Raw genomic sequence first — 23,586 nt, 5'->3', positions numbered from 1 at the left:
TGAGGTGTTTATTCAAACCAAACTATATCGGTTATTTACCCTCTTTTCATCATCAACTTCAGGTAAAGTTTGGGAATCGAGATAGAGCTAAAAGATTACCATCCGCCTGAAGCACCACCGCCTCCGAAGCCACCACCTCCGAAACCGCCACCAAAGCCACCGCCGGAACCTCCTCCAAAACCGCCGCCTCCAAAGCTGCCGGAGCCACCACTACGACCCATATTGCTCAAGATGATAATATCCCAAAGGTCTAAGCCTCTTCCGCGTTTGCCTCCGTTTCTACCACCACCTCGTTTGTTTCGGTTGGATAGGATGATAAGTATTATGAAGAAAATAATAAATGGTAAAAACTGTCCCAAAGGAAAGCCACCGCCATCGTCAAACGAACGCTCTTCTTCAAACTCCCCATTAAGAGCTTGAAAAATGGCATCAGATCCCGCGTTTAGGCCTCCGTAATAATCGTTTTGTTTGAACTTGGGTAGAATGGCCTGGTCAATAATTCGGCGAGACAGGGCATCGGTAAGCCTAGATTCTACGCCATATCCTGTGTTAATGGCTATTCTTCGGTCGTCCCTGGCCAAAAGTATAAAAATACCATTGTCCTTTTTATCTTGGCCAATTCCCCATTTCTCACCCCATTGAGCCCCAAGAAAATTGATGTTCTCTCCTTCCGTAGAGCTAATAATGGCAATAACTATTTGTGTAGACGTACTGTCCGAATAACGAATTAATTTCTGCTCTAGAGCCTGTTTTTGACCACTACTCAATAGATTTATGTAGTCGTAAACAGTGGTCTGTAACTTAGGCGTGTCCGGAATTTGAAATTGAGCCGTGACCAGACTATAGCAACAGAGTAAAATGATGAGTAGGCTACCCCTTAGATACTTCATTGCTGAGTTCATTTTTATCGCCGCGCTGCCAAGGAAAATGGGCTTGGAGTTCTTTTCCGGCTTTTAAGATACCATCTATGATACCTTGCTTAAAGTTTCCTTTTTTAAATTGCTCTTGAATGACATCTTTGGTAGTATTCCAGAAATTTTCCGGTACCACCTTATGAATGCCGCTATCTCCGTAAATAGAGAACTTTCTATCGTTTACGGCAACGTATATCAAAACTCCGTTGGCTTCTTTGGTATTGTCCATTTTTAAGAGTAGAAACACTTCTTTGGCCCTATCCATTGGGTCTAGCCGCGTATGGGGTTCAATATGCACCCTGATTTCGCCAGAAGTGTCTTTTTCGGCTTTTATTATGGCCTCAACAATTTCTTGCTCTTCCTCTGCGGTTAAAAATGCTTCTACTCTGGACATATCTTAATTGAAGTCGAATTCTACGTCCGGTGCGTTTTCAGAACCAGCATCTGCTTTGTACCGAGCCATATCTTCAAACCCGAAAATGCCCGCCAAGAATGACCCTGGAAATTTAGAGATGTGTATGTCGTAAAGGTTTACGGTCTCATTAAACTTGTTTCGTTCAACGTTTATACGGTTTTCTGTACCTTCTAACTGTGCTTGTAGTTCAAGAAAGTTTTGGTTTGCCTTTAGCTCTGGGTAGCGTTCTACAACTACCATTAATTTACTAAGTGCACCTGTAAGTCCGCTTTGTGCTTGTTGAAAAGCGGCCATTTTTTCTGGTGTTAGGTTATTGGCATCAATAGAGGTTGAGGTAGCTTTGGCCCTTGCTTCAATTACATCTTTTAAAGTGCCACGTTCAAAATCTGCGGCGCCCTGTACGGTTTTTACCAAGTTTCCTATGAGGTCGTTTCTACGTTGGTAGGCACTTTCAACATTAGACCAAGCTGTTTTGGCATTGGCTTCTAGTTCTACTGCGGTATTGTTAAAGCCTACGGCCCAATTATAAAGACCAAAAGCAATGACTCCTAGTACTATAAGAACAATTAATCCTTTTTTCATTTTAAAAATATTAGGTTATAGTTAATGTGTTGCTGTAAGCAAAAAGTGTATTTGGAATATTAGACCACAAAGTTGTGCAATTGTTACAACTGCTCTTTAATTTTGGTCAATTCGGACTTAATTCGCTCTAATTTATCAATAATATCAAAGTTATTGAGCGTTTTTTGACGGTTTTCCTTTAAGTGGATTTTAGCGCCTTCCAAGGTAAAGCCACGCTCTTTTACCAAGTGGTAAATGAGCTTTAGATTGTCTATGTCCTGTGGGGTGAACTTACGGTTTCCCTTTGCGTTCTTTTTGGGTTTGAGCGCATCAAATTCTTTCTCCCAAAAACGAATCAGGGAAGTGTTTACACCAAAGGCCTTGGCGACTTCGCCAATACCGTAATACCTCTTTTCTGGAAGTTCTATTTGCATTAATCCAAGGATTGATTTTCTTGTGCTGCGTATTTCAGCATATTCTCAAATTCTTCTGCGGTCAAACTACCATAGTAGAAGTTTATGGGGTTGATGCGTTCTTCATCTTTCCAGACTTCATAATGTAAATGGGGAGCTTCCGAACGGCCTGTATTTCCTACAAAACCAATAAGGTCTCCACGTTTTACTTTTTGACCTTTTTTTACATTGTACTCGCTCAAATGCCCATAAAGCGTCTTGTAGCCATAGCCGTGGTCTATACGAATATGCTTGCCGTAACCGGATGAACCGTTATCGGCACGAATGACCTTACCATCTCCAGGGGCGTAAATAGGAGTGCCTTTTGGAGCGGAAAAATCCATTCCCCTATGCAGTTTACGTGCTTTTGTAAACGGATCCGAACGCCAGCCAAAACCGGAAGCCATACGCTTTAGACTTTCGTTGGTAACCGGCTGAATTGCCGGAATGGCCATTAGAAATTTTTCTTTTTCTTCGGCAAGTTTTGTGATTTCATCCAATGATTTGGATTGGATAGACATCTGTTTCTTAATGATGTCAAGTCGTTTTGTAGTGGCGATTACCATTTCGGAATTATTAAAGCCTTCCAAAGATTTGTAACGGTTAACACCTCCAAAACCGGCTCTTCGCTGTTCTTCCGGAATAGGGTTAGCCTCAAAGTACAAGCGGTAAATATTATTGTCGCGCTCTTCTATATTGGCCAAAACCTCTTCTATCTGGCCCATTTTTCTATTCAAAAGCTCAAATTGAAGCTCGTAATTTTTCACTTCACGCGCTAGCGAAAGTTCCCTTGGAGTATTGATCAGGTTGGTATTCATTAAAAATACCAAGCACATGAGTCCAAATAGAAATGACCCTACAAAAAACAGGGCAATATTACGATAGCGCCTAGATTTTTTAGGTTCTATCTTGCGATATGAAAGTGTATCCGGATCGTAATAGTACTTTACCTTAGACATGAATCTATTTTATCCTATTTTTGTGACGTTTTACTGGGATAAACAAATATAGAAATACTTTCCTTTAAAACGTTAATTTTTGTAAAACCTTATAATTCTCTATGACTTCCAAGGAAATCCGATCTCAATTCTTAAATTTTTATAAAGAAAAAGAGCATAAAATAGTTCCATCTGCCCCTATGGTCATTAAAGATGACCCCACGCTAATGTTCACAAATGCGGGTATGAACCAGTTTAAGGAGTTCTTTTTAGGGAATAGTATTGCCAAGAATCCTAGGGCCGTAGATACCCAAAAGTGTTTGCGGGTAAGTGGTAAGCATAATGACCTAGAGGAAGTGGGCAAGGACACCTACCACCATACTATGTTTGAAATGTTGGGCAATTGGAGTTTTGGCGATTATTTTAAGGAAGAAGCGATTTCTTGGGCATGGGAGCTGCTCACGGAAGTTTTGAAAATCGATAAGGATTGTTTGTATGTTTCGGTTTTTGAAGGAAGCAAAGATGCCGATAATTTGGCGTTGGATACCGAAGCTTATGATCTATGGAAAGCCATTGTGCCGGAAGACCGGATTATTCTAGGAAATAAGAAGGACAATTTTTGGGAAATGGGTGATCAGGGACCCTGTGGCCCTTGTTCCGAGATTCATGTGGATATTCGCTCTGCGGAAGAAAAAGCAAAGGTTTCAGGAGCCTCTTTGGTAAATGCCGATCACCCACAGGTAGTTGAAATATGGAACTTGGTTTTCATGCAATACAACCGTAAGGCAGACGGTACTTTGGAGCCGTTGCCGGCAAAACATGTAGATACGGGAATGGGATTTGAGCGTCTGTGCATGGTGCTTCAAGGTGTGCAATCCAATTACGATACAGATGTTTTTAAACCTATTATTCGTGAAATTGAGACCATAACCAATAGCAAGTATGGAAAAGATGAAGAGACGGATATTGCTATTCGTGTAATTGCGGATCACATACGTGCGGTGTCTTTTTCCATTGCAGACGGGCAGTTGCCAAGTAATACGGGAGCCGGATATGTAATCCGCCGTATTTTAAGACGTGCCGTGCGTTACGGTTTTACGTTTTTGAATACCAAAGAGCCCTTTATGTACCGTTTGGTAAGTGTGCTTACGGAGAATATGGGGGAAGCTTTTCCCGAGTTGAAGGAACAGCGTCAATTGATAGAAAACGTTATAAAGGAGGAAGAACATTCATTCTTGAAAACCTTGGAACAAGGGTTGGTGCTTCTAGATCAAGTAATTGCAAATGTAAAGGGTAAGGAAGTAGATGGTAGAAAAGCTTTTGAACTGTACGATACCTACGGATTTCCTATAGATTTAACTGCACTGATTCTTTCTGAAAAGGGATTGAGCTTGGATGAAAAAGGTTTTGAGGTGGCTATGCAAGAGCAAAAGAACCGTTCAAAATCGGCTTCGGAGATTTCTAAGGATGACTGGGAAGTGCTTTCAGGAGATTTGGAGCAGGAGTTTGTTGGGTATGATGTGCTCGAGGCCAATGTAAAATTGGTGAAGTACAGAAAAGTAACTTCCAAAAAGGCCGGTGAGCAGTATCAATTGGTTTTTAACCTAACTCCTTTTTATCCTGAAGGAGGTGGACAAGTAGGGGACAAGGGCTATTTGGAGATGCCAAATGGCGATGTAGTCTACATTCTGGATACGAAAAAGGAGAACAACGAAATTATCCATTTTACTAAAAATCTTCCGTCAGATACAAGCGGAACATTTAAAGCGGTAGTGGACAGGAAACAGCGCGAACGTACGCAAGCAAACCATACGGCTACGCACTTATTGCACCAGGCTTTACGCGAAATATTGGGCACGCATGTAGAGCAGAAAGGTTCTGCTGTACACTCCAAGTATTTACGGTTTGATTTTTCTCACTTTTCAAAAGTAACACCGGAGGAACTACGCGAGGTAGAAAACTTCGTAAATGCACGTATAGATGGTCAGTTGCCTTTTGTGGAGCAAAGAAACATCCCAATGGAAGACGCCTTGAAAGAAGGGGCTATGGCCCTTTTTGGAGAGAAGTATGGTGATGCTGTGCGAACGGTGCGTTTTGGTCAGTCTATAGAATTGTGTGGAGGTACCCATGTTAAGAATACGAGTGAAATATGGCACTTCAAAATTAAGTCGGAGGGAGCAGTGGCTTCGGGAATACGCCGAATTGAAGCGATTACCTCTGATGCCGTAAAGGATTTTTATGCTGATAATGATAGGGTCCTTTTGGATATAAAGTCATTGTTGAACAATGCCCAAGACCCAGTAAAAGCTGTCTCAAACTTACAAGATGAAAATACCAAATTGAAAAAAGAGGTAGAGGCCTTATTGAAAGATAAAGCAAAAAACCTAAAAGGCGATTTAAAAAACGAACTGGAAGATGTGAACGGGGTTCAGTATTTGGCCAAGAAGATTGACTTGGATGCCGCAGGAATAAAAGACCTTTCTTTTGAAATGGGTCAGAACCAAGATAATCTATTCCTTCTTTTTGGAACGGAGCAAAACGGAAAAGCATTATTGTCTTGTTACATTTCTAAAGAACTAGTGACTTCAAAGGATTTGAATGCCGGAACCATTGTTAGGGAACTGGGAAAATTCATTCAAGGTGGTGGCGGTGGCCAGCCTTTCTTTGCTACCGCAGGAGGCAAGAAACCCGAAGGAATTGATGAGGCATTGGCCAAGGCAAAAGAGTATTTAAAGTAACATACTAGAAAGCCTCGCTAATTATGGTGGGGCTTTTTTCTTTTGGGGTAGACTTGACTAATCTTCAAAGGAATCATAATTCACGGTCCATTGTTGATGAAGAGGAATGTGTTCTATGGGTTTAGAAAATATTAGATAAATAAGGGTAAAATTCTTCTGGGTTATTTTTAAGACTTGATAGGTGGCTGACCGTTGTCTTTTGCTTTTTGTACTGCTATTTCTGCTTTTGGCAAAGTTAACTTAAAGGTGGTTCCTTTTCCAACGCCGTCAGACTCGGCAATTATGGTTCCCCCATGCGAGACCGCAATTTTCTGGACCATATAGAGTCCTAAGCCTGTGCCTTCTGTATTCTTGTGAAAGCGTTCAAATGGTGTAAATAGGTTTTGTAAGGCATGCTCGTTCATTCCTAATCCATTATCACGTACTAAGAAGCTGTTTGTGTCACCATTATCAATATAATCTATAGCTATTGTTGGATTTTTTTGGTCACCCATATATTTGATAGAGTTGTCCAGGAAGTTGCAAAAAATCTGGGTTATCCTTTTGTGGTCACCATAAATTTGAGGTAGATCGTTCGCAATAATAAGTTCAACTTTTTCTTTGTCTAGTTTTCCTTTGATCAAATCTTTGGATAAACTCAATATATCATTGGTGTTCAACAGTTCGTTTTTATTTTCGACTTTACCCAATTCCGCAATTTTGGTAATATCCGAAATCAATGCGCTCATATTATCGCAGGAAATATCTATTAAGTTTAGATATTCTTCTACCGTCTCAAAATCTGCAGTCTCAATAGACATGGACATAAGGCCGGCAATTCCTTTAATATTGTTAAGCGGACTTTTTAGGTCATGGGAGACGGCAAAGGTAAATTGTTGAATCTCTTTATTCTTAGATTTTAAGCTATTTGCGGCTTCCTCTAGTTTGTTTTTTTGAAGCCTTAACTCTTGGGTACGTTCCGCTACTTTTTGAATCAATACTTTTTGATTTTTCCGGATATTTCGGACTTTGAGGTAATAGGCTAGATATAACAATAGTAGAATCAGTACGACCAATAACAATCGGAACCACCACATTTGCCAATAGGGTGGGGTAATAGTCAGATGTAGCTTTAATTCATTGTCTACCCAAACACCATCAGAATTGGTAGATTTCATACGTAACGTATATTCTCCCGGGTTGAGGTTGGTATATGTGGCACTGGGATTGTTTCCTACATAATTCCAATCTTTTTCAAAGCCATCTAGATAAAAGGCGTAGTCAACACTTTCTGGGTGTCTCATGGTAAGCGCCTTAAAATCAATATTTATTACGGATTGGTCATGGCTGAGGGTAAGGGAATCTACTTGGCTAATATCCTTCTCTAAAACTCCAAATTCATCATTGGGTAGAACTGATTTGTTGAAAATTTTAAGGTCTGAAATAAATAGGGCGAGTTTATCTTTTCGCTTAACAACATCCTTGGCCGTAAAAATGTTAAACCCGTTTACGCCTCCAAAAACATATTCTCCTTTACTGGTAACCAACGAGGCGTTTGGGTTAAATTGGTTGGCCTGGAGACCATCAACTACCCCATATTCCATTGTTTTTCCCGTTCCTGTATGGTATCTAATAATACCTTCCTCCGTACTTAACCACAGATGTTTATTCTTATCATCTATAATTTCTTTAATAGCATCATTTTTAAGTCCGTTTGATTTGTTGATTATCTCAAAAGAATCCTTTTCAGGTATGTATTTGTTAAGTCCTCCTTGGGTACCTACCCAAATGGTATTTTCGGTATCCTGTATGATAGAGTTGACAAAATTGTTGCTTAACGAATTTTTAATGTGATAATGGGTGTTTGTCCAAGTACCATTGTTTTCTGATAGTTTAAACAAGCCGGAGTTGAGAGTGCCTATCCAAACATTACCTTGGTTATCTTCAAATATGGTGTTTAACGAATTTATTTCCGTACCATCTACTTCAGAGGTCAGGGTAATGTCTTCATGTTCGTTTGTTTTAGGGTTAAAAACCTGTACACCCGCAAAATAATGTACAACCCAAATACGATCACTTTTATCCTCTAAGAGGTTAACTACAATATTGGATTTCAAAAAGGAATTCTGGGTGTTTAATTCTTCGTACTTTTTACTTTTCGTATCAAAGATGAGAATACCATTGGTCCAAGTGCCAACCCATAACTCGTTTGGTTTTGTCTGGAGTAATGAAAGCACTACATCACTGCCAAAATTTTCGCTTTTTAGAGAATAATCTTCAAACGTATTTAAACTTCTGTTCCAATAGTTTAGTCCACCACCGTCCGTTCCTATCCATATATTACCTTTAGAATCTTCGTTAAAACAATTTACCAGCTTGTTGCTTAAAGATTTGGGATTTAGTGGGTCTGATGTAAAGTGTTTAAATTTAAATAATTCTGGGTCATGGTAATTTAGGCCACTTCTATATGGGGCTACCCACATAATACCGTTGCGAGTGTTTAACAGTGCCCAAATGGAGTTGCCCGAAATGGAATTAGGTTTATAAACACTATGTTCTATATGTTGGAGCTGTTCTAAATTTTTATTGTAGATGTAGAGGCCGTTGTTTTCTGTACCTATCCACAATTCGTCATTGCTGCTTTTGGTTAAGGAACGGATACAATAACCTGGGCTTACATCCTTTCTTTTGGTATGTATTTTTAAATTCTTATCTACCTCTAGTTCTACAAGAGATCCGTATAGGGTGCCCAGTAAATATTTGTTTTTATCTATGGTGGTAGCCGCAAAGATTTCATCTGTTTGCTGATGTCTGCTCTGGATTTCCATATCCTTGTTTATTACCAGAATATTGTAAGTAGTAATAACCAACATATAATCGCTGGCCAAGGGCATTATTTGAAGAACTCTATCTATACGTTTGTTTTTTAGTTTTACATAGTCATTTGGAAGTTTAAAGTGTTTTATCGCTCCAGTTTCGGGTTGATATCGATATAGTCCGCTTTTTTCCGTGCCTAGCCATAAATAGCCATGTAGTTTTGTTACCCCTTGAAACCTTTTGGATTCTATTTCCTTTCCCTCTTTCTTAAATGGATATGGAACAACAAGATTTAAACTGCGGTCGTATAAACTTAAGCCATCATTGGTGCTTATGAGTATATTTTCACCGTCCTCATATAAAGAAACTACATATTCGTGGGTAAGTCCTGTTACACCGTCTAATGTTTTGTTGAATATTTCAAAATCCTTACCATCGTACCTGTTCAGTCCATTTCTGGTTCCGATCCATATAAAACCGTAACTATCTTCTAAAAAGACCGTAGCTGTACTATGTGATATTCCTTCTGTAATGTGTTGAAAATCAAAGGATGTTGTTTGTTGAGATCTAACCGTGTGTATGGAAAGAAAAAGAATAAAAAACGTAAAAATTTTACAACAATACTTTGAAAACATTTTTAGGCTGGTGTAGTATATTTATTTTAACGTATTTAAAGGTAAGAAATTACGTCCAAAAATAAATTTGATGCAAAGTTTTATCTACGAAACAAGAAAAGAGTTTAGGTAGTATATAGAATACGCTGGTTTTTATGAATTTTTCTGTCAAATTAATGGGCTATCTTTAACTTTGAAATTAGGCATGGGCTACGGTTTTTGTGGGTTGTTCTGTGGCGTAGATATCAAAATAAGTATGACTATATTTTCTTATCATTTGGCCAAAATACCATTTTCTACGGCCGTAAAAGGAGTATTCTTAAATCCTATTCCTAGGCATACAAAAGGTTTGATTCATGTGGAGTATATGTCTTCTATGAGATTGGGTTCTGCTATTGTATCCCCATCAAGATTTTTAATACGGGAGGTAGTGGTCTTTGCTCAATGGGAAAATGAAAATGCCATAGATGATTATTTAGAAGAAGAGAAATTTGGTAAAATTCTAGCTAACGGCTGGCATGTTCGCTTGTCTTTTGTGCGAGAGTGGGGAAAATTTAAGGATTTTAATATTTCGGAATATAAATCCGAGTTAGATGGACTAAATTCTCCCGTAGTAGCGGTTACGATTGCGAGAATGAAACCCTTTGAAATCCCACGGTTTTTACATTGGGGCAGACCTGTAGAAAAGTTGGTCCGTGACCACCCTGGAACTACGCTTTCTTTGGCTTCATTTAGATTTCCCAATACGGTATCCACATTTTCTATTTGGAGAACGGAGAAAGAAATGACAGATATGGTGCGTGGTCATAGTAAAGTGCCTAAACCCCAAAGACATGCGGTTGCAATGAAAGAAAGAGAAAGGAAGAGTTTTCATTTTGAATTTACCACTCTGCGTTTTAAACCCATCTCGGAATCTGGTTCATGGAAAGGTAAAAAGAATTTTGTTCCTAATCTTAAAATAGATTAAATGGGGCTTGCTATTCTTAAGCAAAACGTACAGGATTGGATTACCCAACAATGGGTTATCCTATTTGGGGAAAAAGTTGATGAAGATACTAGTAAGTGGCTTCTGGGACCTTTTGGAACAAAAAACGGAATTGGAGAAAAGTTCATTCAAGAGCTGGCGCATAAGGAAGAGTTGAATGAAGATAAAAGTACCCATGCTAAAGGTATATTGCAATCCATTAATCAACTTAAACTACCTCAAACAGAGTTGGATAAATTGTCCAAAAATGTAATCGATTTTTATGAAAATACAAGTACTTATGATCTTGACTTAAAAGTGAAATGGAATCCCTTCTTTAAAGGGTTTGGTGTGCTTTTACGCCTATTGTTCAGTAATAGAATTGAACAATTAAATGTGCCTATTAGAAACAATAAAGGTTCCAAGGCAATGACAAATGAAATCATTTGTTTGTTGGACGGTCAAACAAAAAAAGTAAAACGTACCATTTGGCTAAGAACCTTCAAAACCTCGGGGCAAGTGGTGTATTCTGGGGTTTATGAAACCTGTATGATTCCAAAAGGGCAGACTTGTGTAAAAGCTATATTTCCGTTGCCCAATGGTAATGCTACGGTTATTTTAATCCCGAGTGTGGGAAAGAACGGTGAATTAATTTTAACCTCTTCGGGGAAAACAATTGGTGATAGTGGATTTTATTTTTTACTGAACGATTCCAAGGGAAATAAATGGACTAAGTTTATTTCATCATTTAAAGATAAACTGGTGGTTAGTTCAGAAAATGGAAGCATTAAAGCAATACAGACCTTAACTTTGTGGCGATTTCGGGTTTTGAGTTTTGAATATCAAATCAATAAAAAGCATTCATAGTACTAGGCAGGGCGTAGTCATATAAATAATATAACCAATAGAAAAACTAAAACGCATATTGAACAGTATTCTTCCTATTACGGAAGAGGATTGGCAGGCTATATTGCCTTACCTCTCAGTTGTTGGGTTTGAAGAAGGTGAACAGTTGCTCTGTCCGCCCCAAATATGCCGTTTTATTGCGTTTATCAATTTGGGGTCTTTGCGGTCTTACCATATAAATGACCAACTGGTAGAAACGAATTTGTTGTTAAGATCCACTAATGAGTTCATAACAGACTATGAGAGCTTTGTAAGTCAACAGCCCTCTACCTTGTGGATACAGGGCATAGAAAAAGGGGAAGCTATTTTTTTGGATAGAACTGGCCTGTATTCTCTTTACGAAACCTCTTTTTACTGGAATAAATTTGGGAGAATTATTAGCGAACAGATATTCGTAAATAGTAAACGGAGAACGGAACAACTGCTATTTTTAAATCCAACGGAGCGGTATTTGCTTCTCATGAAAAATCATCCTGAATATTTTCAAAAGTATGCTTTAAAACATATTGCGAGCTATTTGGGTATAACACCACAATCATTAAGTAGAATCAGAAATCAGGTTTCAAAGCATTAATTACCCAAAGTTAAGTCGTGATTTCGCAGTATTTCTAGAAATTAGCTCCCATTAAATAAATGGAGTAATTTTTAAAACCTGTACTAATGACTGTCATGATTTTATCCGCGATTTTATTTTTAGTTTTTGTTGCTCTCGGTGGCATCCATTTTTATTGGCTTTTTGGAGGCACATGGGCACTTAAGAGCGCGATTCCAACAAAAGGTAATGAACTGAACTCGCTCGCCATTCCTAAAATAGCCACGTTAATAGTGGGCCTTGTTTTGGTTTCGTTTGGGCTTTTATATCTTTTGAAGTCAGGTTTGATGCATTTTCAGGCACCTAATTGGATTATAAATTATGCATATTGGTTTATTCCTTCTATTTTTATTTTGCGGGCGATAGGCGAATTTAAGTACGTTGGTCTTTTTAAGAAAATAAAACATACCACATTCGCGAATGCAGATTCAAAAGTTTTTATTCCTTTATGCCTAGCAATTGGAATAATGGGAATACTGGTTCAATATCTGAGTTGATGGAATTGAAAATCCTCTAAATTAGACACTATCTTTGAGTGGTAGAAAAAAGCAACAAATTAAGATGAAACTCCAAACCCAAATACCTTTACAAAAGGTCCAAAACCAAATTGACTATGAAAGTAGGTTTGTGTTGTTGGGTTCCTGCTTTTCGGAGAATATTGGGCAAAAATTCAGTTACTTTAAATTTCGCGAACTTCAGAACCCGTTCGGTATTTTATTCCACCCGTTGGCTATTGCCAATTTGGTCTCTCGTGCCGTATTGGGGAAGGTCTATACGGAGGACGATGTTTTTTTTCACAATGAGCGTTGGCAGTGCTATGATGCCCATTCAGATTTAAGTGCGGTTTCCAAAGAAAGTCTGCTTAATGCCTTAAATGACGGAATTGAAAAAACTGCAAATCATCTGAAACAAGCTACCCATATTTGCATAACACTGGGTACGGCTTGGGTGTATAGACATACGGAAACAGATGCAGTGGTAGCTAATTGCCATAAAGTTCCTCAAAAACAGTTTTCAAAAGAGTTGTTGAGTATTGGGGAGATTACAGCTAGCCTAAACCGTATTATGGCATCGGTAAAATCTATGAACCCCGATGCTCACTTTATTTTTGCGGTATCACCGGTACGTCATATAAAAGATGGTTTTGTAGAAAATCAACGGAGCAAGGCACATTTAATAGCTGCTGTTCATGAAGTGATTGAAGCTGCGAAGCTGAAAGTAGATTACTTTCCTTCGTATGAAATTCAAATGGACGAACTGCGCGATTATCGTTTTTATAAAGAGGATATGGTGCACCCAAATGCATTGGCGGTCAATTATATTTGGGAAAAGTTTAAATTGGTTTGGATTACGGAAGAGGCCCAAAAAACTATGCTTCAGGTAGATGCTGTTCAGAAAGGACTCCTTCATAGGCCTTTTTACCCAAAATCCGAACAACATTTAGAGTTCTTAAAATCCTTGGACGTTAAAATATCCAACCTTCAAAAGCAGTTTTCGTTTATGGATTTTTCAAGTTAAGATTCAGGGTGTTAGAATCCGCTTTCCGTTTCGTCAATTTCAATATGTATTGTAACTTCATCTTATGAAAAAAGTATTTGCAGGCGTCTTGATTACCCTGGCCGCTGTTTTGGTTTTTCGTTCGTGCGTTGCCGATAGGGAGGAAAAATCCATCCTTGAAGAAAATAGTATGCTCATACAGACGCAAATAGACAACGTAAGTAAATTAATAGTTACCGAAGGTCACTTTGCGGAAGTCTACAATTACAAAGATTCTAAGATGCTTTTTGGGCCTTTTATTTCCGCGGAAAAGAAAGCGTTGGTCGTGGTAAATGCCGATGTTACTATTGCCTATGATTTAAGTAAAATTAATTTTGAAGTGGATGAGGCAAACAAGACTTTACACATCAAAAGCATACCGGAGCCGGAAGTAAAGATCAGTCCGGATTTTGAGTATTACGATGTTACTTCGGACTATTTAAATATGTTCGAAGCCAGTGATTATAATAAAATCAAGAAAAACGTAAATGCTTCCCTAATGAAAAAAGTAGAAGCATCGGCTTTAAAAAAGAACGCTGAAAACCGTCTGATCAGCGAACTTCAGAAATTCTATATTTTAACCAATTCCATGGGATGGTCTTTGGTATACAATGGTCAGCCGGTAGAAGAGAATCTGCCCCAAATACTTTTCAAGGATTAGATTTTACCTATTTGGCAAAAGTATCTGCCCAAGTCATGTATTGGTCCCAGTCGTATTCGGTTACATCGTGTTTTCCGGTTCTCATATGGTAGGCTAGCGTTCGCTGAATAGGCTTGTCAACCTCATGAACATCTGTAAGGGACAATCCTTTTTTTCCATATAGCTCGTACACTTTAGACGCATATTGAGAAGACAAGAACTCACCTTTGGGATCTGCCCATTCATCTTCAATGGCACTGGCTACGTACAATGGCCTTGGAGCAATCAATGCCAGTAACTGATGCTGGTCTACAGGTAATGTTTCTTCTCTGTTGCTGTATTTTTTAAAGCTTTGGGAAAACCAATGTGGAAAAGAAGTAGTAATGTGTTCTATGGTCTCTCCATACTTTCGTTTGGATAAGGCTGCACCTCCACAACCCGAATTATTACTGACCACACCGGAGAATCTAGGGTCTGTTACACCTGCCCATAAAGCTGCTTTTCCTAGCCTTGAATGCCCAAACACAATTACATTAGAAATATTAGTGTCATTTTCTAAGTAGTCCATAGCGCGACTAAGTCCAAAAGCCCATGCGGCTATACTGCCCCATTCATTGGTCCTTGGCCGGGTCTGTTCTTCGGTATAGTATAAACTGTGCAGTCCATCCGAAAAGTCATTTTTATCTGGGTCTATTTCTCCATAATACACCGTGGCGAGACCGTATCCCTTTTCGAGCATTTTATTTATGGGCCAGCGGTTGGTACGCACGCCTCGCGAAGCTTCTGTAGCTTTGTTATTGCTTATCTTTAAATCGTCGTTGTTGGCATTCCAAGCTTCGGTGATTATGACCTTGGGGTCGTTCGTTACCGTGTGGTTCCCATGAAAATTATAGCCTAGGAATACAGGTGCGTTTTCATGTCCGTTAGGAAGGTATAAAAGGATGTTGAAATTTAACGTCCGTCCGTTTTTCTTTAAGCCAACCGCAATTTGTTTGCGTTGTGCTTTTCCCTCAAATGCATTATTATCTTGTTCTATGACTTTAAAGGAGTACTCGTCCAACATGGCAGGGACCTTGCCATATATTTGCTTTTCGAAGAACTGATAGATTTCTAGTTTTCTATTTTTTTCCCACTGATCGGTATTCGTTATCGCTCGCCCACTAAAAGAGGTGAGAGGGTCGGGAACTGAGAATTTTGGTATTCTGGTCTCATCGTAATTAGCTTCGGGTTGTGCCAATAGGATGGTACTGAAAATTATAAAAAAGAGAGAAGTTATTCGTTTCACGGCGGTTTGGTTTGGGGTCAATTAGGAAATATAGGTTTCTAGTTCAAATTTTCTGTTTCACATGTTTGGTTTACCAAATTTAGGCCATCATCTATTAAATGACCAACCTTTGGATTGTTCAGTTTCACTGTTTGTAAATGTTCGGATATTTCATGGGCAAACTCATGGTCTCCGTTTTCTTTGGCAAGCTCGTAGAGTTCAACAGGCAGGAGCCAATCACCAGGGTAATTATCCCTTATGGCTTCAAAAACTTTGTGTCTGGAGATGGTAATGTTCTTGCCTTCCCGGAAGTGGCGAACCTGTTCGTAATATTGTTCCAATTGGCTCTGAGAAGCGTTGCCTTCTGATTTTATGGTCGTGGATGACACTTTATGGGTAACCAGGTCAAAACTGTTCAAATCTGCCGGACCGTTAAAAGCCGAAACAATTTCGCTACCTACGGCCATACTGTAAAGCTCTTCCTTGCTTTTAAAAAGAACATTGTTCTTGTGGGTTACCGTACAATCTTTAAAGGTGACGAGAATAATATCTCCTTGCAGGTTTCGGGTTCCCGTAACGATTTCTCCGGCTATTTGTATATGTCCTTCAAACTCTAAGGAAATGCGTTGGCCTTCAAAAATATTGTAAGCTTTTAGGTCAAGCGGACTCATATCCTCAATAGCCAAGTTTATTCCTTTTAACTTGCCCAATGGGGAGCCAAAACCGGTAGCGTGCTGTTTTGTACTGTGCCCTACCAATTCTTTATCGCGGAAGGATAAAGCCGTAGCTCCAACCGTTTGAAAGAAAACAGGCTTATCATCATACGCTATAACGCTATCAAAATTACCCGAGATCTGTAAGCCCGTACTCAGTTCTATGGTGCCCAGTTCTTTGGAGGCAATCAGTTTTTTAATTCCGCTCAATCCGCCTTTGCGTAAAGCCATGGTATTCGCAAACTCCTCTAAAACTTGACTCAAGTAAGCAAAATCCGGAGTAACAAAAAGTTGAGGTTGGGGCTGTGTAATGTCAAAAGACGTGTACGCCGCATCTAAGGAATACGGTTTTTTCTTGACTTCATCCGTCATGCACCAGGCACTTTCTCCAATAGAAGAAAGTAGTCCGGCACCATAAATTTTAGGATTTTCAGGTGTTCCGATAAGTCCGTATTCTACGGTCCACCAATGTAAATTTCTTATGAGTGCAATTTCACTGGGTTCACCCATATTGTTCTGAAGATCTTCAATATGTTTTTCGGCTTTGTCAATTTCATCCTGTGGTGTGCCTTGGGCCTCTTTTATAATTGAAAGGTGGCGCACCGCTTCGTAAAGCTCATAGTCTTTGGCATTTGAAATGGCCTTTGAACCAATCTCGCCAAATCTACGTAAGTACTCTGCATATTCAGGATTGGCAATTATTGGGGCATGCCCTGCGCCTTCATGAATAATATCTGGGGCAGGCGTATATTCTATATGGTCTAATTGCCTAATATCCGAGGCAATAACAAGCACGTTGTATGCCTGAAATTCCATAAACGCAGAAGGCGGAATAAAACCGTCTACGGCAACGGCCGCCCAACCAATTTCTTTTAAAATACGGTTCATACCGTACATATTGGGAATGTGGTCTATGGAAATTCCTGTTTTTTGTAACCCATCTAAATAGGAAGAATGTGCTACCTTACTTAAATAATCTACGTTTTTGCGCATTACATATCTCCAAACGGCCTGGTCAATAGCCGAGTATTCATTGTAGTCTTGCGGTTTTATATACTGCTGCAAATGTGCAGGTAGTTTATCAAGTACAGGATTACTAGTGTATGTCATACAACAAAATTTTCTGTTATAAAGATACAAAAAAGGGTAGAGCGCTTTTTCTAATATTTACAAGGACTAAGTTGGGTGTAAAAAAAAGCCCTTTTTGATGAAAAGAGCTTTTGTCATTAAGACTTATATTAGTTAAACCAACCTACTTTGTGGCAACAATGTTGGGTGGGTATTGCATTAAGATTTCTGATACAAATTCTCTAATTCTCTCTTCTTTCTTGGCAATGTTACTAGTGTTGGTAAGGTTGCCAACGCCTTTACCTTGCCACACCAATTCTTTGCTTTTGGAGTCTATAAGGTCTATGTATAATGAACCTTCCGTACGAGTGCTGACGTTATTTCCGCCCCAACCGGGACCCCAGTAGTATGGGTTCCAGCCCCAGCCCCAACCACCGCCCCAGTAGTTGTTATAAATGTCAACCTGTTCCTTTTCTTTAGTGAAAATGCTTATCAGAATGTCTGGGTTTTCAGATTTGGTAAAACCACGTTTGGTCATTTCGGCTTCAATAGCTCTTAGAATTCTCTTTTTGTCCAAATCGGAAATCTGGGCTTTGTCAATTCCGGTTTTATAAAATGCGTAGGATTTATAACTGTTGAAGTTAGCCTCTTTGTCGTAATCCGAAAGCACACGTACCGATGTGCAGGAGCTTAAAAACAACAACACGAGCATTGGCACCACTAAAATTTTAATCTTTTTCATAACGGATAATAGTATTTGGTGTTAACACATCATTTTCTTTTTAAAATAGTCTCAAAAATCATGCCGAAGAACCGTATTTATTGACGGTTAGTCTTAGGGTCGTAGCCGTATGGGCAATGTCTGCAACCACTCTCGCAACAATACCCTCTTTTTAAGTGGTACTGTTTTGTAAATACTCTATACCCTTCTTCGGTTAGGTAAAAGTCGCCTTCCTCGGGCGGAATTATTTTTTTCATTAATTTATCTTCCGATACCTTGTTTAGGTTAAAATTACTGCATTTTGTTGATAGAGTACTTAAATCCATCTTAAAACCGCACATTTTACAGGGTTTAGATGTATTTTAACGAATGATTACAATTATTGGCAACAAAGTTGTGTTATCCCATTAAGATGGTTCAACAACAATCAATTTTGTTTTGTACCGTTTAAACCTTTGATTATGATCTTAGTCTTTAAACATTTTTTTTATAAGAATTATGTTGGTCTATCACTTTGGCCATTCATTATTCTTAAGCATGATGAACTCAAAGAAGATATTGTCTTGATCAATCATGAGAAAATCCACTTAAAACAACAGCAGGAACTACTTATTGTTTTCTTCTACTTTTTCTATATATCGGAATGGCTTATAAGAACGGCCATTTATTTTGATAGTTATAAGGCATATCAAAACATTAGCTTTGAACGCGAGGCTTATTCAAACGAGAAAAATTTGAATTATACCAACGAACGTAAAGCCTTTAGTTTTATTAAATATCTTTCAAATTAGCCTGTACAATACTTCCGGTCTAATTATAAAACAGAACTTTAATACCTCTGTTTTTCGCCCTACTTTTGCGGAGTATGCGAGAAACTGTTAAAAATCAAGAAATTCATTTACCCATTCTTGAACAAAAAAAGGTAACCCTTGTACTTAAGAGGGAGGATCTTATTCATCCGTTTATTTCTGGAAATAAATACAGAAAACTCAAATGCAATTTAGAGGATGCAAAGTCTCAAGGGCAGAACACCCTGCTTACATTTGGAGGGGCGTATTCCAATCATATTGCCGCGACGGCCTATGCCGGAAAACTACACGGTCTACAAACCATAGGGGTAATACGTGGGGAAGAACTGGCTCAAAAATGGCAAGAAAATGCTACTTTAAAACTGGCCAATTCCCATGGTATGCAGTTTAAATTTATTTCTAGGGAAGCTTATAGGAATAAGAATAATGCACAATTCATCAAGGATTTGAAAGAAGAATTGGGCGCTTTTTATCTTTTGCCCGAGGGTGGAACCAATCCTTTGGCCATTAAAGGTTGCGAAGAAATCTTAACAAATGCCGATGCTGGTTTTGATGTAATCTGCTGTGCTGTGGGTACGGGCGGTACTATTGCAGGAATAAGTAATTCTGCTTTTGCGGATCAAAAAGTTTTGGGGTTTCCGGCGCTCAAAGGCGATTTTTTACAAGAAGATATTCGTAAATTCGCAGCAAGGGAAAATTGGGAACTTATAACGGACAATCATTTTGGAGGTTATGCAAAGGTGAATGAACACCTCATACATTTCATAAACGATTTTAAGAGTAAGACCCAAATACCTCTGGATCCGATTTATACGGGCAAGATGATGTATGGTATAGTAGATCAGGTTACAAAAGGATATTTTCCCCCTAACACAAAAATTTTAGCAATCCATACAGGGGGGCTCCAAGGTATTGAAGGAATGAACCGTAATTTGCAAAAGAAAAATCTACCATTATTAAGCTTATGATACGTAGCGTTATAGCAGTAGCTCTTGTGAGCCTATTTTTTATTGGATGTAAAGCAAAACGAACGGTAGCCACCCGTAGTGAAACTCCACGGAAGAAAACGGAAGCTGTAGTGGTTGAGAAGGAGATTAAAAAAGCAGATGACGGTCTGTACCCTATGCCAGATGATACGGGTGAATTTATTCACTTTAGTATTGAATCACCGGAGGAATATGTTGAGACATTTTCTGAAATAGCCCAAATGGAAATGAAGGCTTTTGGTATTCCTGCCAGTATTACATTGGCGCAAGGGTTGTTAGAAAGCGGACTGGGAAAAGGGGCTTTGGCCTTAAAGACCAACAATCATTTTGGAATAAAATGCCATACCGGTTGGGAGGGCGATTATGATTTTCATGATGATGATGAAAAAGGGGAGTGTTTTAGAAAATATAACCACCCCATGTATTCGTACCGCGATCACAGTATATTTTTAAAAGGTCGTTCACGTTATGCATTTTTGTTTGATTATAGTAACGATGATTATAAGAGGTGGGCAAAAGGCTTACGACAGGCCGGTTATGCTACGGATAAACATTACCCGCAAAAATTGATATCGCTTATTGAGCGGTATGAATTGTACAAGTATGATACTGAGATTGCCAAACAAGGCTATGGCAAACCAAAAGAAAAACCCGTAATAGCGGCGCGTGCCCAGAATAAGGTGCACGTGGTCAAGAAGGGAGATACGTTATATTCAATTTCCAGGGCGTATTCTGTTTCCGTTGATGATTTAAAACGATGGAACTATATGTACGACAACAATCTGGATATTGGTCAAAAACTTACTGTTAAGACTCAAAATTTCAATAAATAGATGTTATATCAAAGAAGTAGCGCCCTATTTGCCGAGGCGCAAAAATATATACCTGGAGGTGTTAATTCTCCAGTACGTGCTTTTAAGGCCGTAGGAGGCGACCCAATTTTTGTAAAAAAGGCAAAAGGTGCCTATTTGTATGATGAAGATGATAACCGGTTAATTGATTATATCGCTTCATGGGGTCCGTTAATTTTGGGCCATGCCCATGAACCTGTACTTAATGCGGTAATTGAGAAAGCAAAATTAGGAACCTCCTTTGGAATGCCTACGGAGATTGAAACCCAGTTAGCGCAATTGGCAGTTTCCATGGTACCCAATATTGACAAAATTAGATTTGTGAACAGCGGTACGGAAGCTTGTATGAGTGCCGTACGTTTGGCCCGAGGGTATACGGGAAAGGATAAAATCATCAAATTTGCAGGGTGCTACCATGGCCACTCAGATTCTTTTTTAATACAGGCGGGTAGTGGTGCCGTAACTTTTGGTAGTCCCAACAGCCCTGGGGTAACCCAAGGTACAGCAAAGGATACGCTTTTGGCCACCTACAACGATATTGAAAGCGTAAGAGCATTGGTTGAGGCCAACAAAGGGGAAATTGCAACCATAATTATTGAACCTGTAGCAGGTAATATGGGTTGTATTATTCCTTCGGATGAATTTATAAAGGGACTTCGCCAACTGTGTACCCAAGAAGGTATTTTATTGTTGTTCGATGAGGTTATGACCGGTTTTCGTTTGGGCAAAGGTGGTGCTCAGGAAGCGCTAGGTATAGATGCTGATATTGTTTGTTTCGGAAAAGTTATTGGCGGAGGTTTACCGGTAGGTGCTTTTGCGGCAAGAGCTGAGATTATGTCTCATTTAGCTCCTGAAGGCCCCGTTTACCAAGCAGGAACATTGAGCGGTAATCCATTGGCAATGGCCGCAGGTCTAGCTATGCTAACGGAACTTAACAATAAACCAGAGGTTTTTGAAAGTCTGGACAAAAAAACCGCTTACCTTCATGAAGGTTTGGATTCCGTTTTAAAGACGAAAGATGTTCCTTACCAAATTAACCGATTTGGAAGTATGATATCCGTACATTTTACGGAAGAAGCGGTGGTAGATTTTGATAGTTCAGCTAAGGGAAACAATGATACCTTTAAAAAGTACTTTCACGGTATGTTGCAAAACGGTGTGTACTTACCACCAAGTGCTTTTGAAAGTTACTTTTTGAACGATGCCCTCAGCTATGCAGATATAGATGAGACCGTTGCAGCTTTAAAGAAAGTGAATCTATAGATAGTTGTTACAATGCCGGATTATTCAATATCCGGCATTGTAGCAAATTCTTTTCTTTTATTTTCGAACCAATCTTGCATACCGTTAGGAGATTTCATGAGATTTTGCATCTCTTCCATTGCTTTTAGATGGGCCCCATCTTTTTTCTGAAACATTTCCATACCGTGCTTTTTGCTGAGTTCGGCAATTTCTTCAAATGTATTGGCCGAAAATTCCACATCACAGGCACCGCCCAATTGTTTACATGTCATCTTTTTCATACTATTTGAATTTTAGAGTTGCTTAAAGTTCGTTATTTTGGATGAGTATTTCATGTAAATCCGGTTGGTCTTTTGCTTCGTGAAAGTAAAGTAATTGCCATTTTTGGGTCATTGTAGCCTGTTTGCTTGTTGCCTTGTCCCATGGTGGATATACCCTAAAACCCCGTTTTCCCTCTTTTTTCTGGGTAGAAATAATCCCTTTTTTTATCAGTACTTCTTTCGGTATTACAAATTGCCCCAACAAATCGCCTTTCTGTACATTAATAATAAAATAATCAAAAGTATCTTGCTCTTCAAATGGGGAAATAGGGCCATTTTCAATTCGCTTCCAAAAAGTAACGAACTGTCCCACTTTTTTGGAAGTAATTTTTGAATCTCTACAGATAATGGTATGGTTTTTCAATTGAAATCTACAGGCCTTATACTCTTTACTTTCCTGTTCTAATTCAAAATTTGAGATGTTCAGGTTGGAAGTTTGGTAAACCGTACTAAAAATACCCTCAAGTTCTTCTGTATTGGTTTTTATGGACATGGCTTAAAAATAGTGAAATCTAAAGTCTCCGTTTAGGTATAGGGCAAAAAAAAAGGGCTGCATGTGCGTGCAACCCCAACTGTATAAATAAACTTCCCCCTACTTTCTTGCTTTGCGTCCTTCTCTTCCTTCTTTGGAATGTCTCTTTCCTTTTTTATGGTTCATTTTTTGCCATTTTTCAAATTGGTCGGTAGAGAGTATCTCTTTCATTTGTGCTTTACGAGCAATCATCTTATCCAATTTGGCATTTTGCATGGCGTAACGCTCTTCAGATGTTGGTTTTTTGCGTTCGCCTTCTTCTTTTTGGGCCTTACGTTCTTCTAGTTTTGCCTTGCGCTGTTTTGCTTCGTCTAAGTTAATGGCCTTCATTTTTGTTTGTTGGTCCGGGGTTAGGTCCAAGGCCAAGGTCATTTTTTTTGTGTGTAAAGTTGCTATTTGCTCAGCGGTCAAATCTTTCATTCCATCTCTACCGTGGTGACCTTTTTCTCTTTGCGCCATTGCGGTCAACCCTACCATACATACTAATGCTATAAGTATCTTTTTCATCTTTTTTAATTTATTGTTTATACACCTTAGAGTGAAAAAGTAGTGGAAGGTTTAACAGTGATATTTCATTTATGTAATAATTAACATCTGAGAGACTGGGGTTTGGGTATAAAAAAAGGGCGAAGAAATAATTCTTCGCCCTCACATAGTAGGTCGTTCAATGTGTGTGTATTTTAATCCAATGCCTCAGGACTCATAACTTGTTCAATGTCCGCCGAAGCCATTTCTACAGTCTGGGGAGACTGGTCAGAATTGGTTTGATTGTAATATATTACTGAAGCAATTACGAATCCGGCTAGGTACAGAGAACTTTTAAGTTTTTGAGACATGGTATGTATTTTTTGATTCTGATACCAAGTTAAGTAAAAGAAGAAAGCAGTTTTGCAGGTTGTTGCAAAGGGAGCTCAGGATGTGGTCAACAAGCCCAATTTTGTTGTTTGTAAATTCACTTTGGCGAGGTTCGCTGTATTTCGTCTATGCTTTACTGTTTTAAATTGAAACAATTGC

At 38.9% G+C, this 23,586-nt stretch carries 25 protein-coding genes; 11 read left to right on the top strand and 14 right to left on the bottom strand.

Translation table 11 applies throughout. The features are described 5' to 3' along the window. Positions 1-95: 95 nt before the first annotated feature. The 5 genes from SJY45_RS10080 to SJY45_RS10060 all read right to left on the bottom strand — a co-directional run bounded on the left by SJY45_RS10080 (position 96) and on the right by SJY45_RS10060 (position 3,301). Entirely contained in the window at positions 96-890 is a 795-nt protein-coding gene (locus SJY45_RS10080; protein ID WP_400070454.1) for a TPM domain-containing protein, read from the bottom strand. Then, positions 871-1,308, bottom strand: a complete 438-nt coding sequence (locus SJY45_RS10075) for a TPM domain-containing protein (RefSeq protein ID WP_400070452.1) — start codon at positions 1,306-1,308, stop codon at positions 871-873. The genes SJY45_RS10080 and SJY45_RS10075 overlap by 20 nt, the downstream gene beginning before the upstream one ends. Positions 1,309-1,311: 3 nt before the next feature. Further along, complete coding sequence (locus tag SJY45_RS10070) at positions 1,312-1,911, bottom strand: LemA family protein (RefSeq protein WP_215438130.1); 600 nt, start codon at positions 1,909-1,911, stop codon at positions 1,312-1,314. Between the two features lie 83 nt (positions 1,912-1,994). Then, on the bottom strand, positions 1,995-2,324 hold the full coding sequence (locus SJY45_RS10065) for a MerR family transcriptional regulator (protein ID WP_400070450.1): 330 nt from the start codon (positions 2,322-2,324) through the stop codon (positions 1,995-1,997). Next, positions 2,324-3,301: a M23 family metallopeptidase gene (locus tag SJY45_RS10060; RefSeq protein WP_215438132.1), complete on the bottom strand. Its 978-nt coding sequence runs from the start codon at positions 3,299-3,301 to the stop codon at positions 2,324-2,326. The genes SJY45_RS10065 and SJY45_RS10060 overlap by 1 nt, the downstream gene beginning before the upstream one ends. A 101-nt stretch (positions 3,302-3,402) precedes the next feature. Here SJY45_RS10060 and alaS point away from each other — a divergent pair, with 101 nt between their 5' ends. Next, positions 3,403-6,018: an alanine--tRNA ligase gene (gene alaS / locus SJY45_RS10055; protein ID WP_400070448.1), complete on the top strand. Its 2,616-nt coding sequence runs from the start codon at positions 3,403-3,405 to the stop codon at positions 6,016-6,018. A gap of 167 nt (positions 6,019-6,185) precedes the next feature. Here alaS and SJY45_RS10050 read toward each other — a convergent pair whose 3' ends face one another. Next, complete coding sequence (locus SJY45_RS10050) at positions 6,186-9,449, bottom strand: two-component regulator propeller domain-containing protein (protein WP_400070446.1); 3,264 nt, start codon at positions 9,447-9,449, stop codon at positions 6,186-6,188. Between the two features lie 235 nt (positions 9,450-9,684). Between SJY45_RS10050 and SJY45_RS10045 the strand changes: the two genes are divergently transcribed. From SJY45_RS10045 to SJY45_RS10020, 6 genes are all read left to right on the top strand, one after another. Beyond that, positions 9,685-10,395, top strand: coding sequence for a hypothetical protein (locus SJY45_RS10045; RefSeq protein ID WP_400074338.1), 711 nt, complete (start codon positions 9,685-9,687; stop codon positions 10,393-10,395). Further along, complete coding sequence (locus SJY45_RS10040; protein WP_400070445.1) at positions 10,396-11,259, top strand: hypothetical protein; 864 nt, start codon at positions 10,396-10,398, stop codon at positions 11,257-11,259. It begins immediately after the preceding gene. Between the two features lie 58 nt (positions 11,260-11,317). Continuing rightward, positions 11,318-11,872 carry a Crp/Fnr family transcriptional regulator gene (locus SJY45_RS10035; RefSeq protein WP_400070443.1) on the top strand — a complete coding sequence of 185 codons (555 nt, stop codon included), beginning with the start codon at positions 11,318-11,320 and terminating at the stop codon, positions 11,870-11,872. Between the two features lie 86 nt (positions 11,873-11,958). Further along, complete coding sequence (locus SJY45_RS10030; RefSeq protein ID WP_400070441.1) at positions 11,959-12,387, top strand: DUF3995 domain-containing protein; 429 nt, start codon at positions 11,959-11,961, stop codon at positions 12,385-12,387. A gap of 64 nt (positions 12,388-12,451) precedes the next feature. After that, positions 12,452-13,408, top strand: coding sequence for a GSCFA domain-containing protein (locus SJY45_RS10025; RefSeq protein ID WP_400070439.1), 957 nt, complete (start codon positions 12,452-12,454; stop codon positions 13,406-13,408). 64 nt (positions 13,409-13,472) lie between these two features. Beyond that, positions 13,473-14,087: a DUF4230 domain-containing protein gene (locus SJY45_RS10020; RefSeq protein ID WP_400070437.1), complete on the top strand. Its 615-nt coding sequence runs from the start codon at positions 13,473-13,475 to the stop codon at positions 14,085-14,087. A 7-nt stretch (positions 14,088-14,094) separates the two neighbouring features. Here the strand turns inward: SJY45_RS10020 and SJY45_RS10015 are convergent, their stop codons facing one another. The 4 genes from SJY45_RS10015 to SJY45_RS10000 form a co-directional block, all read right to left on the bottom strand. Beyond that, a complete protein-coding gene (locus SJY45_RS10015) occupies positions 14,095-15,351 on the bottom strand; it encodes an acetylxylan esterase (protein ID WP_371735783.1) in 1,257 nt (418 codons plus the stop codon). Positions 15,352-15,389: 38 nt separating this feature from the next. Beyond that, the gene (locus SJY45_RS10010) at positions 15,390-17,153 is read right to left on the bottom strand and encodes an aromatic amino acid hydroxylase (protein ID WP_215913946.1); all 1,764 of its coding nucleotides are present in this window, start codon (positions 17,151-17,153) and stop codon (positions 15,390-15,392) included. Between the two features lie 142 nt (positions 17,154-17,295). After that, the gene (locus SJY45_RS10005; protein WP_215913947.1) at positions 17,296-17,853 is read right to left on the bottom strand and encodes a DUF4136 domain-containing protein; all 558 of its coding nucleotides are present in this window, start codon (positions 17,851-17,853) and stop codon (positions 17,296-17,298) included. 77 nt (positions 17,854-17,930) lie between these two features. Continuing rightward, complete coding sequence (locus SJY45_RS10000) at positions 17,931-18,089, bottom strand: DUF5522 domain-containing protein (RefSeq protein WP_215438227.1); 159 nt, start codon at positions 18,087-18,089, stop codon at positions 17,931-17,933. 204 nt (positions 18,090-18,293) lie between these two features. Between SJY45_RS10000 and SJY45_RS09995 the strand changes: the two genes are divergently transcribed. From SJY45_RS09995 to hemL, 4 genes are all read left to right on the top strand, one after another. Further along, positions 18,294-18,623 carry a hypothetical protein gene (locus tag SJY45_RS09995; protein ID WP_215438142.1) on the top strand — a complete coding sequence of 110 codons (330 nt, stop codon included), beginning with the start codon at positions 18,294-18,296 and terminating at the stop codon, positions 18,621-18,623. Between the two features lie 74 nt (positions 18,624-18,697). Further along, positions 18,698-19,609 carry a 1-aminocyclopropane-1-carboxylate deaminase/D-cysteine desulfhydrase gene (locus SJY45_RS09990; protein ID WP_400070434.1) on the top strand — a complete coding sequence of 304 codons (912 nt, stop codon included), beginning with the start codon at positions 18,698-18,700 and terminating at the stop codon, positions 19,607-19,609. After that, positions 19,606-20,460, top strand: coding sequence for a glucosaminidase domain-containing protein (locus SJY45_RS09985; RefSeq protein ID WP_400070432.1), 855 nt, complete (start codon positions 19,606-19,608; stop codon positions 20,458-20,460). Before SJY45_RS09990 ends, SJY45_RS09985 begins: the two co-directional genes overlap by 4 nt. Next, positions 20,461-21,741, top strand: coding sequence for a glutamate-1-semialdehyde 2,1-aminomutase (gene hemL, locus SJY45_RS09980; RefSeq protein WP_400070430.1), 1,281 nt, complete (start codon positions 20,461-20,463; stop codon positions 21,739-21,741). A 20-nt stretch (positions 21,742-21,761) separates the two neighbouring features. Here the strand turns inward: hemL and SJY45_RS09975 are convergent, their stop codons facing one another. From SJY45_RS09975 to SJY45_RS09960, 4 genes are all read right to left on the bottom strand, one after another. Further along, the gene (locus SJY45_RS09975; RefSeq protein WP_215913951.1) at positions 21,762-22,001 is read right to left on the bottom strand and encodes a DUF1059 domain-containing protein; all 240 of its coding nucleotides are present in this window, start codon (positions 21,999-22,001) and stop codon (positions 21,762-21,764) included. A 22-nt stretch (positions 22,002-22,023) separates the two neighbouring features. Further along, the gene (locus SJY45_RS09970) at positions 22,024-22,533 is read right to left on the bottom strand and encodes a MepB family protein (RefSeq protein ID WP_400070428.1); all 510 of its coding nucleotides are present in this window, start codon (positions 22,531-22,533) and stop codon (positions 22,024-22,026) included. A gap of 99 nt (positions 22,534-22,632) precedes the next feature. Beyond that, entirely contained in the window at positions 22,633-23,079 is a 447-nt protein-coding gene (locus tag SJY45_RS09965) for a hypothetical protein (protein ID WP_400070426.1), read from the bottom strand. 173 nt (positions 23,080-23,252) lie between these two features. Next, positions 23,253-23,408: a hypothetical protein gene (locus SJY45_RS09960; protein WP_400070424.1), complete on the bottom strand. Its 156-nt coding sequence runs from the start codon at positions 23,406-23,408 to the stop codon at positions 23,253-23,255. Between the last annotated feature and the right edge of the window lie 178 nt (positions 23,409-23,586).

This window comes from Zobellia russellii, assembly GCF_044597075.1.
GTDB lineage: Bacteria > Bacteroidota > Bacteroidia > Flavobacteriales > Flavobacteriaceae > Zobellia > Zobellia russellii.
The sequence above is the reverse complement of the archived record's forward strand: the minus strand, read 5'-3'. Positions and strand labels throughout refer to the sequence as shown.

Excerpts from the sequence above, each read along its gene's own strand:
- SJY45_RS09985 (WP_400070432.1), top strand. The coding sequence starts at position 19,606 with ATGATACGTAGCGTTATAGCAGTAGCTCTTGTGAGCCTATTTTTTATT.
- alaS (WP_400070448.1), top strand. The coding sequence starts at position 3,403 with ATGACTTCCAAGGAAATCCGATCTCAATTCTTAAATTTTTATAAAGAA.
- hemL (WP_400070430.1), top strand. The coding sequence starts at position 20,461 with ATGTTATATCAAAGAAGTAGCGCCCTATTTGCCGAGGCGCAAAAATAT.
- SJY45_RS10075 (WP_400070452.1), bottom strand. The coding sequence starts at position 1,308 with ATGTCCAGAGTAGAAGCATTTTTAACCGCAGAGGAAGAGCAAGAAATT.
- SJY45_RS10040 (WP_400070445.1), top strand. The coding sequence starts at position 10,396 with ATGGGGCTTGCTATTCTTAAGCAAAACGTACAGGATTGGATTACCCAA.
- SJY45_RS10000 (WP_215438227.1), bottom strand. The coding sequence starts at position 18,089 with ATGAAAAAAATAATTCCGCCCGAGGAAGGCGACTTTTACCTAACCGAA.
- SJY45_RS09970 (WP_400070428.1), bottom strand. The coding sequence starts at position 22,533 with ATGTCCATAAAAACCAATACAGAAGAACTTGAGGGTATTTTTAGTACG.
- SJY45_RS09965 (WP_400070426.1), bottom strand. The coding sequence starts at position 23,079 with ATGAAAAAGATACTTATAGCATTAGTATGTATGGTAGGGTTGACCGCA.
- SJY45_RS10070 (WP_215438130.1), bottom strand. The coding sequence starts at position 1,911 with ATGAAAAAAGGATTAATTGTTCTTATAGTACTAGGAGTCATTGCTTTT.
- SJY45_RS10025 (WP_400070439.1), top strand. The coding sequence starts at position 12,452 with ATGAAACTCCAAACCCAAATACCTTTACAAAAGGTCCAAAACCAAATT.
- SJY45_RS09995 (WP_215438142.1), top strand. The coding sequence starts at position 18,294 with ATGATCTTAGTCTTTAAACATTTTTTTTATAAGAATTATGTTGGTCTA.
- SJY45_RS09960 (WP_400070424.1), bottom strand. The coding sequence starts at position 23,408 with ATGTCTCAAAAACTTAAAAGTTCTCTGTACCTAGCCGGATTCGTAATT.
- SJY45_RS09990 (WP_400070434.1), top strand. The coding sequence starts at position 18,698 with ATGCGAGAAACTGTTAAAAATCAAGAAATTCATTTACCCATTCTTGAA.
- SJY45_RS10010 (WP_215913946.1), bottom strand. The coding sequence starts at position 17,153 with ATGACATACACTAGTAATCCTGTACTTGATAAACTACCTGCACATTTG.
- SJY45_RS10030 (WP_400070441.1), top strand. The coding sequence starts at position 11,959 with ATGACTGTCATGATTTTATCCGCGATTTTATTTTTAGTTTTTGTTGCT.
- SJY45_RS10020 (WP_400070437.1), top strand. The coding sequence starts at position 13,473 with ATGAAAAAAGTATTTGCAGGCGTCTTGATTACCCTGGCCGCTGTTTTG.
- SJY45_RS09975 (WP_215913951.1), bottom strand. The coding sequence starts at position 22,001 with ATGAAAAAGATGACATGTAAACAATTGGGCGGTGCCTGTGATGTGGAA.
- SJY45_RS10005 (WP_215913947.1), bottom strand. The coding sequence starts at position 17,853 with ATGAAAAAGATTAAAATTTTAGTGGTGCCAATGCTCGTGTTGTTGTTT.
- SJY45_RS10060 (WP_215438132.1), bottom strand. The coding sequence starts at position 3,301 with ATGTCTAAGGTAAAGTACTATTACGATCCGGATACACTTTCATATCGC.
- SJY45_RS10080 (WP_400070454.1), bottom strand. The coding sequence starts at position 890 with ATGAAGTATCTAAGGGGTAGCCTACTCATCATTTTACTCTGTTGCTAT.
- SJY45_RS10050 (WP_400070446.1), bottom strand. The coding sequence starts at position 9,449 with ATGTTTTCAAAGTATTGTTGTAAAATTTTTACGTTTTTTATTCTTTTT.
- SJY45_RS10045 (WP_400074338.1), top strand. The coding sequence starts at position 9,685 with ATGACTATATTTTCTTATCATTTGGCCAAAATACCATTTTCTACGGCC.
- SJY45_RS10065 (WP_400070450.1), bottom strand. The coding sequence starts at position 2,324 with ATGCAAATAGAACTTCCAGAAAAGAGGTATTACGGTATTGGCGAAGTC.